Source organism: Microbacterium sp. ProA8, from assembly GCF_039905635.1.
Taxonomy (GTDB): domain Bacteria; phylum Actinomycetota; class Actinomycetes; order Actinomycetales; family Microbacteriaceae; genus Microbacterium; species Microbacterium chionoecetis.
Genome location: NZ_CP157000.1, coordinates 3,732,701 through 3,746,978 on the forward strand (window position 1 = coordinate 3,732,701; position 14,278 = coordinate 3,746,978).

General features: G+C 68.5%; 11 protein-coding genes. 7 read left to right on the forward strand and 4 right to left on the reverse strand.

What is annotated here, in order from left to right; translation table 11 throughout:
* Positions 1 to 43: 43 nt before the first annotated feature.
* The 3 genes from ABG085_RS16765 to ABG085_RS16775 form a co-directional block, all read right to left on the reverse strand.
* Entirely contained in the window at positions 44 to 967 is a 924-nt protein-coding gene (locus ABG085_RS16765) for a carbohydrate ABC transporter permease (protein ID WP_347976882.1), read from the reverse strand.
* Positions 964 to 1,833 (reverse strand): sugar ABC transporter permease, encoded by an 870-nt coding sequence (locus ABG085_RS16770; RefSeq protein ID WP_347976883.1) that lies wholly within the window; start codon positions 1,831 to 1,833, stop codon positions 964 to 966. Before ABG085_RS16770 ends, ABG085_RS16765 begins: the two co-directional genes overlap by 4 nt.
* Before the next feature lie 92 nt (positions 1,834 to 1,925).
* On the reverse strand, positions 1,926 to 3,317 hold the full coding sequence (locus ABG085_RS16775; RefSeq protein ID WP_347976884.1) for an extracellular solute-binding protein: 1,392 nt from the start codon (positions 3,315 to 3,317) through the stop codon (positions 1,926 to 1,928).
* Between the two features lie 193 nt (positions 3,318 to 3,510).
* Between ABG085_RS16775 and ABG085_RS16780 the strand changes: the two genes are divergently transcribed.
* The gene (locus ABG085_RS16780; protein ID WP_347976885.1) at positions 3,511 to 4,536 is read left to right on the forward strand and encodes a hydroxyacid dehydrogenase; all 1,026 of its coding nucleotides are present in this window, start codon (positions 3,511 to 3,513) and stop codon (positions 4,534 to 4,536) included.
* 84 nt (positions 4,537 to 4,620) lie between these two features.
* Entirely contained in the window at positions 4,621 to 5,679 is a 1,059-nt protein-coding gene (locus tag ABG085_RS16785) for a substrate-binding domain-containing protein (protein WP_347976886.1), read from the forward strand.
* Positions 5,680 to 5,789: 110 nt separating this feature from the next.
* Here the strand turns inward: ABG085_RS16785 and ABG085_RS16790 are convergent, their stop codons facing one another.
* Entirely contained in the window at positions 5,790 to 8,126 is a 2,337-nt protein-coding gene (locus ABG085_RS16790; RefSeq protein ID WP_347976887.1) for a DUF1349 domain-containing protein, read from the reverse strand.
* A gap of 207 nt (positions 8,127 to 8,333) precedes the next feature.
* Here ABG085_RS16790 and ABG085_RS16795 point away from each other — a divergent pair, with 207 nt between their 5' ends.
* The 5 genes from ABG085_RS16795 to ABG085_RS16815 are packed head-to-tail and all read left to right on the forward strand — an operon-like array spanning position 8,334 to position 14,196.
* Complete coding sequence (locus ABG085_RS16795; RefSeq protein WP_347976888.1) at positions 8,334 to 9,410, forward strand: LacI family DNA-binding transcriptional regulator; 1,077 nt, start codon at positions 8,334 to 8,336, stop codon at positions 9,408 to 9,410.
* On the forward strand, positions 9,407 to 11,011 hold the full coding sequence (locus ABG085_RS16800) for an FAD-dependent oxidoreductase (RefSeq protein WP_347976889.1): 1,605 nt from the start codon (positions 9,407 to 9,409) through the stop codon (positions 11,009 to 11,011). Before ABG085_RS16795 ends, ABG085_RS16800 begins: the two co-directional genes overlap by 4 nt.
* Positions 11,012 to 11,021: 10 nt before the next feature.
* Positions 11,022 to 12,305, forward strand: coding sequence for a sugar ABC transporter substrate-binding protein (locus ABG085_RS16805; RefSeq protein WP_347976890.1), 1,284 nt, complete (start codon positions 11,022 to 11,024; stop codon positions 12,303 to 12,305).
* Positions 12,306 to 12,320: 15 nt separating this feature from the next.
* Positions 12,321 to 13,277 (forward strand): sugar ABC transporter permease, encoded by a 957-nt coding sequence (locus tag ABG085_RS16810; protein WP_347976891.1) that lies wholly within the window; start codon positions 12,321 to 12,323, stop codon positions 13,275 to 13,277.
* Positions 13,267 to 14,196: a carbohydrate ABC transporter permease gene (locus ABG085_RS16815; RefSeq protein WP_347976892.1), complete on the forward strand. Its 930-nt coding sequence runs from the start codon at positions 13,267 to 13,269 to the stop codon at positions 14,194 to 14,196. The genes ABG085_RS16810 and ABG085_RS16815 overlap by 11 nt, the downstream gene beginning before the upstream one ends.
* The last annotated feature ends 82 nt before the right edge of the window (positions 14,197 to 14,278 follow it).

Consider the following 14,278-nt stretch of genomic DNA (forward strand, 5'->3'; position numbering starts at 1 on the left):
GGCACGGAGGTCCTTTCTGCGGGGGCGAGGGGCGGCACGGGCCTCAGCCCTTGAGACCGGTGAAGCCGATCCCCCGGACGATCGACCGCTGGAAGATCAGGAAGATGATGATGGGCGGGATGCTGGCGATGAGCAGCCCCGAGATCAGATACGCGGGGTTCGTCGCCTGCGCCAAGCGCGGCAGCGCGACCGCCAAGGGCTGGGTTTCCGGGTCCGTCAGGACGATCAGCGGCCAGAGGAACTCCTTCCATGCCGACATGATCGACAACAGCGAGACCACGGCGATGATCGGCCGTGACATCGGCAGGACGATCCGCCAGAAGACGGTGAACCAGCCGGCGCCGTCGATCTGCGCGGCCTCGAAGAGCTCCCGCGGGATCTCCTCGAAGAACTGCTTGACGAGAAGGATCGTGAACGCGTTCGCGCCTGCGGGGAGCCAGACCGCCCAGGGTGTATCGGTGATGCCGAAGCCGAGGAGCGGGAGGTCGAGCACCGTCAGGTACAGCGCGATGAGCGTGACGGTGGCCGGCACGAACAGGGTGACCAGGAACGCGCCGTAGACGAACCGGCCGTACCAGGGCCGAATCACCGCGAGGGCGAACCCGGCGGTGGTCGACACGACGAGCTGGACGACCCACGAGCCGAGCACGAGCACCACGGTGTTGCCGAGGTACTGGCCGATGTCGAGCAGGTTCCACGCCGTGGGGATGTTCTCCCACAGCGCCGGTTCGGGAATGAGGCTCAGCGGCCGATTCACCAGATCGCTGGTCGTGGAGATCGCCGCGCGCAGCATCCACACCAGCGGGATCGCCCCGAAGCCGATCAGCCCGGCGAACAGGAGGATGTGCACCAGTCGCCATCCGGTCCCGACGGCGGGGCGGCGCCAGTCATGGGCTGAGAGGATGCCGCGGTCACGGGGCTCGCCACGTGTCCGCCGTCGGCGGGCGGTGAGGGTCGGCGCGGTCATCGGGTGCTCCAGGATCGGGTGAGGCGAAGGTAGACGGCCGACACGAGCACCAGGACGATCGCCAGCAGGACGCTCAACGCGGTCGCGACGCCGTAATTGCCGAACAGGAACGCGTAACGGTAGATCATGAGCATCACCGTGACGGTGGCGTTCGCCGGTCCGCCGTCGGTCATGACGTAGGGCTCCGTGAACACCTGGATGGCGCCGATGATCTGCAGCAGAAGCAGGATCAGGATGACGCCGCGCATCTGCGGCAGGGTGACGTGCCAGACCCGCCGCCATACCGATGCGCCGTCGAGCTCGGCAGCTTCGTAGAGCTCGGTGCTCACGCCGGTGAGGGCGGCGAGATAGATGAGGATGGCGGTGCCGGCGCCCGACCACGTCGCGACGATGACCAGGCTCGGCATCGCGAGTTCTGCGGATTGCAGCCACGGCAGGGGCCCGAGTCCGACCACCGCGAGGAGGCTGTTGGCGACGCCCGACTCTCCGGGCGCGAAGAACACCTTGAACAACAGCACGGCCACGACCGGCGGGATGACGACGGGAAGGTAGGCCAGCACGCGCGCCACCGTGCCGCCACGGCGCAGCTCCGACATGAGCACCGCGCAGAGGAGCGGGATCGGCAGCCCGATCGCCAGCGAGAGCACGGTGAACCACAGGGTGTTCAGCGCAGCCGTGGGCAGGAGGGGGTCGGCGAACAGGACCTCGAAGTTGCGCCAGCCGACCCACTCGGCGGGGGTGACGAGATTGGTCTGCTGGAATGCCAGCAGCACGCTCTGCGCGATCGGCCACCACGCGAAGTAGGCGAACACGACGAGCGCCGGCAGCAGGAAGATCAGCCCGGCCCAGGCTGCGCGGTGACGCATCGACATCGTTCGGCGTGGAGGCCGGCGCGCCGGGCGGCCCGCCGGGGCGGCACGGTGCGTGACCGTGCCGCCCAGGCGCTCGGGAGCGACCGTCATTGCGCGTGCTGGGCGAGGATCGTCTCGACCCGGCTCTCAGCGTCGGCGAGAAGGGCGTCGATGTCCGCGTTCGGATCCGTGAGGACCGCCTGGACCACCGGGTCGAGCGCCGCGTAGATCTCCTGCGACGCCACCACCGGCTCGGGCACGTACTCGAACTCCGAGAGCGACGCGACGTACGGTGCGAAGTTCTCGACGGGGACATTCACGAACTCATCGATCGCGTCCCGATAGGCCGCATAGGTCTCGTCACTGAAGATCGGCAGCACCGGTACGCCGACGGGCAACCCATCGGCAGCCGACGCCTCGGCGATCTCGGCGGCCACATCGAAGTCGTAGTTCGGACGGAGTGCCCGGAACTCGATCCACTTCACAGCGGCCTCCTTCTGAGCCTGGGTGGCGGTGGCGCTCACCATGAGCACCGTGGCACCTGCCAGAGTGGCGTCCGCGCCGCCCTGCGGCATGGGCCCGGCTCCGAACGCGTCCGGATCCCCGCCCTGCGCGATGTAGTTGGGGTACACGTCCGGCGGTGCGGACACCCACATGCCGACGTTCCCGGCCGTGAAGTCGGCGACGAGATCCTCCTGCTTGCCCAGGACGTTGTCTCCGAGCGAGTCATCCTCCCACCGCATCTGCTTCCACAGCTCCAGCACGTCGCTCGCGGGATCGTCATCGAAGGACGCCGACCACGTGCCATCCGCGCCCTGCTCGATCATCGAACCGCCGTTGGTGTACGTGTAGCCGGTCAGGTGCCAGCCCCCGCTGTTGTTGGTGCTGATCTCGCCGAAGCCGGTCTTGCCGGTCTTCTCCGAGATCTGCGCGGCATACTCGCGTACCTCGTCCCAGGTGGTCGGCGGAGAATCCGGGTCCAGTCCCGCCTGCTCGAAGAGATCACGGTTGTAGACGAGGCCGAACGCATAGCTCTTCTCCGGGATGCCGTAGACGGCGCCGTCCCGCTCGAGGAACTGCATCACCCGGGGGTTCAGCTCGTCGAAGCCCTCGATTTCGTCGGTGACGTCGGCCAGGTCTGCGACCTGCCCTCGTTCGATGAGCGCCGGGGGCTCGGTGAGGGGCACACGAAGCAGCGTCGGCGCGCTGCCGCCCGCGAGCCGCGTGGCGAAGGTCTTCGCATCCCACGGCACATCGGACGCTTCGATGGTGATGTGGGGGTTCGCCTCTTCGAACTCCTCGACCTGGCGCTCGAAGAGGGCGAGCGCCGCGGTGTTCGTCGCCGCCGGCTTGCCCATGATCGTGATCGTCACGTCCTCGGGCTCACCGGCCGTGGTCGGATCGGGGTCGCCGCCCGACGTGCTGCTGCAGGCCGCTGTGCCTGCGAGCAGCGGAACAGTGATGAGCGCGGCGAGGAGCCGGCGCGTTCGCTGGTGCATGTTTCCTCCGATAGGGACAGGTGCGGCGGTGCCGCGGTTTCGCGGACGGCGGGATCAGAGGATCCGGTCACACTCCGTCGTGCGTCGTGGCCAGTATGTGTGCTGACTTTGCGTTACGCAAGCATTTCTCTCATTTTCTTAACTCCAACTTTAAAAGTTGTGAAGTACGGGTTGATTGTGATGTGATCTCGGCATGGCATCGATGTCCCCCAGCCGCCCCGCAGCGCTCGTTGCGATGGGCGCCTCCGCATTCGCGGACCTGTTCGACCCACCGCGGCTGGCGGCGCTGCGCGAGCTCTCGCGGATCGACGACCCGGTCCGCGTCGACGACCTGACGTCGCCGGACGTGCTCGCCCGCCTGCGCGACGTCGAAGTGCTCATCACCGGGTGGGGCGGGCCGCGGCTCGGACCGATGCTGCTGGCGACCGCTCCGCACCTCCGCGCGGTCCTGCACGCCGGAGGATCCGTGAAGGGTCAGATCAGCCAGGCCTTCTGGGACGCCGGCGTGCTGGTCACCAGCGCCGCGGACGCGAACGCGATACCGGTGGCGGAGTACACGGTGGCCACGATCCTGCTGGAGGCCAAGCGGGTTCCGGCATACATCGACGGCTATGCCCGCACGCGTGATGTCGCGGGTACGTGGCGACATGACCTTCCGCCCGCCCTGGGATTCGGAGGCACGGTCGGCATCGTGGGACTCTCGCGGGTGGGCAGGCGCGTGGCCGAGTTGCTGCGTCCCTTCGATTTCCGGGTGCTCGCCGCAGACCCCCTGCAAGATGCGCGGGGTGCCGCACTCGCGGGCGCGCAGCTCACAGGGCTGGACGATCTCATGGCGCAGAGCGACATCGTGACGATCCACGCACCCGAGCTCCCCGAGACGCGGCATCTCATCGATGCGCGGCGTCTGGCCCTGCTGCGGCAGGACAGCGTCCTCATCAACACGGCGCGCGGCTCCCTCGTCGACGGGGAGGCCCTCATCGCCCGCTGTCGGGAGGGCACGCTTCGTGCCATCCTCGACGTCACCGAGCCGGAGCCGCTCCCTGCCGACTCGCCGCTCTTCTCGACCCCCGGCGTGGTGCTCACGCCGCACATCGCGGGCGCCATGCATGCCGAGACCCACCGGCTCGCCGATGCCGTGCTGGAGGAGCTGCGGCGGATCAGCGAATCCCAGCCACCGCTTCACCGTGTCGACCGACGGAGCCTCAGCCACATCGCATGATCGATCCTGAGCGATCTCGAGAATCCTGTGAGTTCTCGTGAGGAACGTTAGTCTGAGCGTGGCTATGGCGACGGGAGGGGCGACATGCTCGCAGCGGAACGACGCGCGCGCATCCTCGAGCTCGCGCAACAGGACGGCGCCGTCAGCATCTCGCGGCTGACAGCGGACCTCGGCGTCTCGCACGTGACGGTGCGGCGGGATCTCGACACCCTCGTCGCCGAGAAGGCCCTCGACAAAGTGCGTGGCGGAGCGATGCTCCCGGCCGGACATGCCCCACCGCCCCGCACATCGTCGGCGACGATCGGCGTCGTCGTCCCGACGTCGTACTACTACCGCTATGTCGTCGACGGCATCGGCGATGCTCTCGAAGGGGTCGGCGAGTTCAAGCTGGTCATCTCGGAGTACGACCTCGAGGTCGAGTATCGACTGATCGAGGAGCTGGTGGAGGCAGGCGTCGACGGGCTGCTGTGGGTTCCGACGGTGTCGGAGCTCGAGGAAGCTCCGGAGTTCGCCGCCTTCACGTCCGCGCTGAGCGTCCCCGTCGTGTTCGTCGAACGCGAGACTCCGGGCGGCGGGCTCGCGATCGTCTCCTCGGTCCGTTCGGCGCACGAGCGCGGCGTCGTCAGCGCGCTCAGGCACCTGCGCGAACTCGGCCATCGCCGGCTCGTCATGGTCAGCCGCGGCAGTTCGCAGAGCGCCGAGTTCGTGCGACGCGGCTGGCGCGATGCGGTCGAGCGACTGGGGTTCGATCCTGAGAGCGTCATCCTCGGACCGCGGGAGCTGGGAGCCGGCCCGACGTGGGAGCGTGGGAGCGCGGATGTGGTGCTCGACACGGTGGAGAGGCTCGGTGCCACCGCGGTGTTCAGCCACGGCGACGAGAATTCGCTCTTCGGGCTGGTGCAGAATGCCCGCAGCCGCGGACTCTCCGTGCCTGAGAAGCTGTCGATCGTCGCCTACGACGACGACGTGTCGGCGCACGCCGACCCTCCGATCACCGCTGTCGCGCCGGACCGACGCCGGGTGGGGGCGCACGCGGTGCGCATGCTGCTGGATCTGATCGACCATGGCACGGCCGAGCCGCCTTTGCAGCTTCAGGTCGATCCCCGGCTGATCGTGCGCGCGTCGACCGCGCCGCCGGCCTGATGCGTCGCCCGCGTGACGGTGCCGGGTTCGCGGCCGCCGTGCCGCAGGACTGACCCCCGGGGAGACGTGGGTGCGGACGCGCTCCCGCCCGCGGTCCGCACCCAGACGGCTCACTCGCCGTCGACCCGGATCACCAGCACCTCGCTGCGCGTCGCACCGGCGGGGTTCGAGAACTCGACGACGTAGCGGTGCTCGCCGGCCGCGCGTCCCTCGAGAGGCACGTCGACGCGTTGCGCAGCCGGGCTCGCCGGCAAGAGGGAGCCGGAGGCGACCTCGGCGTCGTTCTCGAACAGGCGCCATGCGCTCGCGTTGGTGCCCCACCACAGGTTCGCGGTGACGGTGAACGTGCCGTCGCCGTCACGGTTGGCGGCCGAGAGACGCGGGACGCCGGGTGCGGCATCCGTCACCTTCACAGTGAGCGGCGACGGACTGGTCACGCCCTGCGAGTTGATCGCTTCGGCGGTGTAGACGTACTCGCCGTTCCCCCGTCCCGCGAGGGGCACCACCACGGACTGCGCCGCCGGTCCGGCGGCGGCCAGGTCTGCCGTGTGGATCAGCGCGCCGTTCTCGTAGACCTTGAGCCGAGCCGCGTTCGGACCCCACCACATGTTCCAGCGGAGTTCGAAGTTCCCGTCATGCAGCCCGTGCGCCCATCCGCTCGTCGACGACAGCACGCCGGGAGCCGGCGGAGCCGTCTCGGTGTCGGGCGGGAGCGGGGGTTCCTGGGCCAGGCATTCCTCGTACTCGTCCGGCGTGGGTGACCAGCGGAACCAGTCGAACGCTCCGGTGATCTCCGCGGCGGCGGTCGACCCGCGGAAGGCGAACGGTCCGACGTGCGTGAAGGGCGCATCAGCCACCAGGATCGGACGACCGAACGCCGAGAAGGCTGCGCCGTCGTACGACACCGACGCCGTGATCTGCGTGCCGTCGCTCGTCAGACGCAGCCAGATCTTGGTCGCGCCCGCCACCGCGGGCGGGGAGGAGTCCTGGCGGTTGGATCCGTTGCGGTGGTACACGAACTCGACCGTGCGGCCGGGTGTCGCTCGTCCGAGATCGAACTTGGCGTAGTGGGTGTCGGTCGCGTACAGCAGCAGGCCGGCCTGCTGGAACGGCTGGGTGGGGTCGATCTCGACGGGGGCAGTGAGCTGCCACGGACCTTCTGGAAGCTCCTGCTGGAGCAGCGGCGCCGCGGCCACCCCGCCGGAGTAGGTCGGGATGGCGAGCTTTCCGTCCACCACGGCGTGACGCGCCGACTGCTCACGCACCACGCGGTCCCACACATCTCCCAGGCCGCCCTGGAATTCGTCCGAGCCCTCCGCCGCGCACGTCTCGAACACCGGGTTCTCAGGATCGACCGGGAACTCTCCGGGGACCTCCACGACCGGCTCGGCGCCGTCCTTGGCCCATGCGATCGTCGCGCCCAGGCGGTCACCCGACTCGTAGAACAGGTACGTCTCGTCCTGATGCGTCACGATCTCGGGGGACGCCACGCGGCCCACATCCGCGCCGAGACCGCTCGCCTGGTGAAGGACGATCGGCACCTCGCCGACGTCACGGAGTGTCTTGTCGATCGTGCGCGCGTAGCTCTTGCCGCTCGACGCGTGGTACACCACGTACAGCTGACCGTTCCACTCCCAGAGATTGCCGGCGGAGACGTTCTGACCCTCCTCCGGGCCAGGGGCTACGACGTAGTCGGGGTCAACGGTCCAGGTGATCCCGTCGACGGACTCAGCGAGGCGGATGCGCCGGATGTTGTCACGCTCGTTGCCCATGTAGAACATGCCGTACGCGAAGCCCGAGGCGGGGTCCGGGTGCTCGAAGACCCTGGCGTAGCTCGTCTCGGTGACGTTCGGTCCCCCCATGGCATTCGAGACCACGATGTCGCCGTACTCGAAATGGATGCCGTCATCCGACGTGGCATACCGGGTGACCGAGTTCTCGCCGTGGAAGTACATGAACATCTTCCCGGCCTCCTCGTTCCAGATCGCGTCCGGACTGGAGGTGTGGCTCACGTCGTAGTGAGGCAGCCACTCGCTCGCGATGATCGGGTTCGACCCGTATTCGATCCACGGGCCCTCGAGGCTGTCGGCGTACATCAGGAGCACGCCCGCGGGCGAATCGTGCGGTGCCGTGTACAGGTACCACTCGCCGAGGGGGTTCTCGAAGTGCGCTCCGGCGTGGAAGACGCTCGGGAAGATGTACTCGTTCGTCGGGTTGTAGTCCATCTGGGATTTGTCGGTGATGACGCCCTGGTAGCCGAATTCCGGCCAGCCCTCGGGCGGCGGCGCCACTGCCGTCGACACCATCCCGTTCGCAGCTGCGGGTGCGCTCGGCCCCGCCGGTGCCGCGTAAGCGGACGGGGCCACCAGCGCCCCGACCACGAGGGCTGCCGTCGCTGTCGCCAGCGCGGCGATGACGCTCGAGCGGCGTCTCGCGGTTGTTCTCATCCGTATCTCCCTTGATGCGTCACCGCCGTCGCCGTGCCCGTTTTGACACGTCCCTGCGGTCTGTGCGTATACTCGGCGGCACCTGCTAATGCGCATTACCACCGACGGTTCGCTATGCTAATGCGTATAACCCGCTTCGGCTAGAGATTTCTCGCACCGAGGGTCAGGCAGGTACGGCGAGGACGCCGTCTCACCAGAGGAAGATCGATGACGACACCACCGAGCGCGCACGGGCGCATCACCCAGCGGCGCATCGCCGAGCTCGCCGGCGTCAGCCAGGCGACGGTCTCGCTCGTGCTGAACGGAAAGGCCGATGCGTCGACGCGCATCCCGGAAGAGACGCGCCGTCGCGTGCTGGACGTCATCAACAGCACGACTTATGTCCCCGACCCCGCCGCCCGGCGGCTGGCCGGCGTGGGGAACAAGATCATCGGCGTGTTCACCTACGAGCCGGCGTTTCCGAGCGCCAGCCTCGACTTCTACGCGGCTCTGCTGACGGGGATCGAGTCCGAGGCCGAGGTGCTCGGCTGCGACCTGCTGCTGTTCACGAGCGCGCCGGTCGAGGGTTCCCGGCGTCGCCTGTTCCATGAGAACAACCGTCTGCGACTGGCTGACGGCTGCCTGCTGCTCGGACAGGAGATGGACACCGAAGAGCTCGAGCGGCTCGTCGCGAGCGGGTTCCCCTTCGTGGCCATCGGCCGTCGCGAGGCGGAGGGCGTGCCCTATGTCGCCGCCGACTATGTGACGGGCACAGCGGCGCTCGCCGCTCGTGCCATCGAACTCGGACACCGCCGCTTCGCATATGTCCATCCCGACAGCCGAGGCGAGTCGGTGCTCGACCGTCAACGCGGCTTCCGCGCCGAGCTCGAGCGCAGGGGCATCGCGGCCGACGACGCGACCACGTTCATCGCGAGCGCTGGGGAGGATGCCGCGGCTGACTGGCGGCAGGTGCGCGCCTCGGGTGCGACGGTGCTCTTCGTCGAGAACCCGACCTATGCGATCGGGATGTTCCCGCACATCGTCCGGGACGGCCTGTCGGTCCCCGACGATCTCTCGATCGTCGCGCTGGCCGATCCCTCGCGCTCATCCGAGAGCGACCTCGACTTCACACGACTCAGCCCTCCGCGCACACGGCTCGGCTCGGAGGCCCTGACCCTGCTGTCGCGCATCCTCGATCCGTCCGCCGAGGTCGACGCGTCGGAACTGCGCATCACCCTCGACTGCACCGTCACCGACGGAGCCACCCTCGCCCGCCCCCGCACCGCTCAGGAGACCACCCGATGACCGAACTTCGCACCGAGATCCTCATCGTCGGAGGTGGCCTCGGCGGCGTCGCCGCGGCACTGGCGGCACTCGATGCCGGCCGGCAGGTGGTGCTCAGCGAGGAGTACCGGTGGCTCGGCGGACAGCTCACCAGCCAGGCGGTGCCGATGGACGAGCACAGCTGGATCGAGCAGTTCGGAGCCACAGCCCGGTACCGGCGGGTGCGCGACGGCATCCGTGACCACTACCGGCGCTGGTACCCCCTCACCGCCCGGGCCATGGCCGACCCCACACTCAACCCCGGCCAGGGCATGGTCAGCCGGCTGTGCGCCGAGCCCCGCGCCGGTGTCGCCGTCATCGAGGCGCTGCTCGCCCCGCACCGGGCGGCCGGGCGGCTCACCCTCATCCAGCCCGCGGTCGCCGTCGCCGCCGACGTCGACGGCGACCGCGTCCGGGCCGTGACCCTCCGGCGTCTCGATGACGGCTCCGAGGTCGTGGTGGCGGCGGATTACGTCATCGACGCCACAGAGCTCGGCGATCTGCTCCCCCTCACCGGCGCCGAGTACGCCACCGGATTCGAGGGACGGTCGGATACCGGCGAACCCAGCGCACCCGACGAGCCGCAGCCGGCAAACCAGCAGGCGTTCAGCTGGTGCTTCGTCGTCGACCACGTGGACGGGGACCACACCATCGATCGCCCGGCCGAATACGACATGTGGCGCACCCAGCAGCCGTCGTATTGGGGAGCGCCGATGCTGTCCCTCACGGGGCCCGACCCCCGCACCCTCGAGACGCTCACGCGCACCTTCACCCCTCACGCCGCTCGACCGGCCGTCCTGGCGGATCAGGGCAAGGATCCCGGCGATCGCGAGCTGTGGACCTTCCGCCGCATCCTCGCGCGCGACAACTTCACACCGGGCGCGTTCCCCAGCGACCTCGTGCTCGTGAACTGGCCGATGATCGACTACCTCGGCGGCACACTGGTGGATGTCTCGACCGAGGAGGCCGAACGGCACAAGAGCCGGGCACGCCAGCAGTCCCTGTCGATGCTCTACTGGCTGCAGACCGAGGCTCCCCGGCCCGACGGCGGCACCGGCTTTCCCGGACTGCGGCTGCGCGGCGACGTCACCGAGGGTCCTGACGGACTTGCGATGGCTCCCTACATCCGGGAGTCGCGCCGGCTGCTCACGGAGCAGCGCGTGACCGAGCACGACCTCTCGATCGCACTCCGCGGTCACGGGCGGCCCTTCACGACCCCGGAGTCCGTCGGCGTCGGCATGTACCGGATCGATCTCCACCCCTCGACCGGCGGAGACAACTACCTCGACGTGGCCAGCGCGCCCTTCGAGATCCCGCTGGGCATCCTGATCCCGCGGCGGCTCGAGAACCTGCTGCCCGCCGGCAAGAACGCCGGCACCACGCACATCACCAACGGCGCACTCCGGCTCCACCCCGTGGAGTGGAACATCGGCGAGGCCGCCGGGTCGCTCGCCGCCTTCAGCCTGCATCGCACGACCACCCCCCGTGCGGTGCGGAACACTCCTGCGCTCCTGCAGGAGTTCCAGTCCCTGCTCACTGACACCGGCGTCGAGCTCCACTGGCCCGACGTCACCGGCTACTAGGAGAATCCGAATGAGATCAGCAAAGCCGCTGACCGCCGCCGCCCTGCTCGCGGCGACAGCGTTCGTCGCCACCGCCTGCGCGGGCGGCCCTGCCCCCGATGCAGAACCCGCAGAAGACATCGATCTGCGCATGACCGTGTGGACCTCTAACGAGGATCACCTCGCCCTGTTCGACTCGATCGCCGACGAGTACATGGCCGACCATCCGGAGATCGCGTCCATCACGTTCGATCCGCTGCCGTTCGACGACTACACCTCGACGGTCACGACGCAGCTGGCCGGCGGCAACGCACCAGACCTGGCGTGGATCCTCGAGAACGCGGCACCGGACTTCGTCTCGAGCGGGGCGCTGGTGCCGCTGGACGAGGTCCTCGAGTCGACCGAGGGCTACGAGTTCGACGACCTCGCCCCGAGCGCCACCGCGCTGTGGGAGAGCGAGGGCGAGCTGCTCGCCTACCCGTTCAGCACGTCGCCGTTCGTCGTGTTCGCCAACGATGATCTGCTGGCCCAGGCCGGGCAGCCGGCATCCGCCCAGCTCCTCGCCGACGGCTCGTGGACGTGGGAGGACGTCGATGCCATCGGTGCGGCCGTGCGCGAGGCCACCGGAAAGGCCGGCTTCGTCGTGCGCGACTTCGACTACCTGAACTGGGACTACCTCAGCACCGTCTGGAACGGCTGGGGCGCTGCGCCCTGGACCGAAGACGGTGCGACGTGCACGTTCGCGGACGACGAGATGGTGGAAGCGTTCGAGTTCCTGCACGGCGCGGCCTTCACCTCGCAGTCGATGCCGGGCCCCGGCACGACGGCGGACTTCTTCGCCGGAGAGGCCGCCTTCACCGTGACGCAGATCTCACGGGCGAACCTGCTCGCTGAGGGCGGCTTCGCGTGGAACCTGCTGCCGCTCCCGGAAGGTCCCGTGGGCGAGTACGCCGTCACAGGCCAGGCGGGTATCGGTGTGATGAGCCAGGGTGACAACACGCAGGCCGCCGCGGAGTTCCTCGCCTTCTTCACCAACCCCGAGAACGCCGAGAAGCTGGCCGCCTACTTCCCGCCCCCTCGCACGTCGCTGCTGAACGCCGAGACGCTCGCCGCCGCCAACCCGCTCCTGAGCGAGGAGCAGATCGAGTCGGTCGTCGTGCCCGGCATCGAGAACGGGCAGGTGCGCCCCAGCCACACGGACTCGGCCGAGATCGGGCAGCAGGTCCGCGCCTCGCTCGACGACCTGTGGGTGGCGGACGCGGACATCCCCGCCGTCCTCGAGTCGACCTGCTCCGCGATCGAACCCCTCCTGTAGCGGGCGAAGGACGACATGACCGTCACAACGGACGCACTCCCGGGCCGCACCGCGCGGCCCGGGGGTGCCCCCGGCCCGGCGCGACGACCGTGGTTGACATACCAGCGACGCGACGCGCTCACGGGGTACCTCTTCATCGCACCGCAGCTCGCCGGCATCGTGCTGTTCGTCCTCGTGCCGCTGGTGCTCGTCTTCTACTACTCCTTCCACGAGTGGAACGTCCTCGCGGGCACCTTCACGTTCGTCGGGCTCGAGAACGTCGAGAAGCTGTTCAGCGATCCGCAGCTCGCGCCGGTGCTCACTGCCACGGGTGTGTTCTCAGTCGGGCTCGTCGTCTTCAATCTGACGCTGGCGCTTCTGCTCGCGGTCATGCTCAACCGGCGGTGGCGCGGCATCACGGTCTTCCGCACGATCTTCTTCTCTCCGGTCGTCGTCTCACTGGTGGCCTGGACGATCGTGTGGGGCTTCCTGCTGCAGGACAACGGCGGCATCAACGGCCTGCTGGCGATGGTCGGCATCGAGGGCCCCAACTGGCTGCGCGAGGGCCCGACGGCGATGCTGAGCGTGATCGTCGTGCAGGTGTTCAAGAATGTCGGCCTCAACATGGTGCTGTTCCTCGCCGCGCTCCAGGGCGTGCCCCGCGAACTGCAGGAGGCTGCGCGCGTCGACGGCGCGAACGATCGCCAGATCTTCAGCCGCATCGTGCTCCCGCTCATCTCGCCGACGATCCTGCTCACCCTCATCATCACGATCGTCGGCTCACTGCAGGTCTACGCCCAGATCGCGGTCCTCACGCAGGGCGGCCCGGGAATCTCCACCACGGTCCTCGTCTACTACCTCGTCCAGCAGGCGTTCGACTTCCACCACTTCGGGTACGGCTCGACGCTCGCGCTCCTGCTGTTCCTGATCGTCCTGGTGCTGACCATCGCCCAGTGGCAGCTGCGCAAGAGATGGGTCTTCTATGAGAACTGACACGGCTCCGGCGGCCGAGCCGGCGGCATCCCTCATCCCGAACCTCGACGAACTCGCCGACCGCCCCTCGCGGGCACCCCGGCGGCTGGCGCCCGCCTGGAAGAAGGTGATCTTCTACGGCGCGCTCTGTCTCATCGCCATCCCCTTCGTCTTCCCCACGTGGTGGATGATCACGTCGTCGCTCAAGCCGGTCAACGAGATCTTCGCGTTCCCGCCGTCGCTGTGGCCCGCCGATCCGACCCTCCAGGCCTACGTCGACGCGTTCACCATCCAGCCGTTCGCGCGGCAGTACTTCAACAGCGTCTACATCGCCGTGCTCGTGACGGCCGGCACGATGCTGGTCGCGGCGCTCGCCGGCTACGCGTTCGCCCGCATCAAGTTCCCCGGTCAGAACCTGCTGTTCATGGTGGTGCTGGTCGGCCTGCTGATCCCCAGCGAGGTCACGATCGTCCCGCTGTTCCAGATGTTCAACTCGTGGGGCATGGTGAACACCCATTGGCCGCTGCTGCTGGTGACCACCTTCGGCGCCCCCAGTGTGCTGGCGACCTTCATCATGCGCCAGTTCTTCCTGACGCTGCCGGTGGAACTGGAAGAAGCAGCCCGTCTGGACGGGCTGGGCCGCTGGTCGATCTGGTGGCGCATCGCGCTGCCGCTCTCGAAGACCGCGCTCGCGGCGGTGGCGATCTTCACCTTCCTGCACGTCTGGAACCTCTACCTCGAGCCCACCGTGTATCTGCTCTCACCCGAGCTCTTCACCCTGCCTCAGGCGCTCACGCGATACACCGACGCGTACGGCGGCGAGATGTGGAACGTGCAGATGGCCGCCTCGACGATGACGGCGCTCCCGGTGCTCATCGTGTTCGTCTTCGCGCAGAAGCAGTTCGTCGAAGGGCTGGCGCAGACAGGGCTGAAGGGGTGATCCCGCCGGGCGCCCGTGTCGAGCCCATGATCGACGGTAAACGCTTGCTCGCGGATCCCGCCGAACCGGACAGACAGGGCTT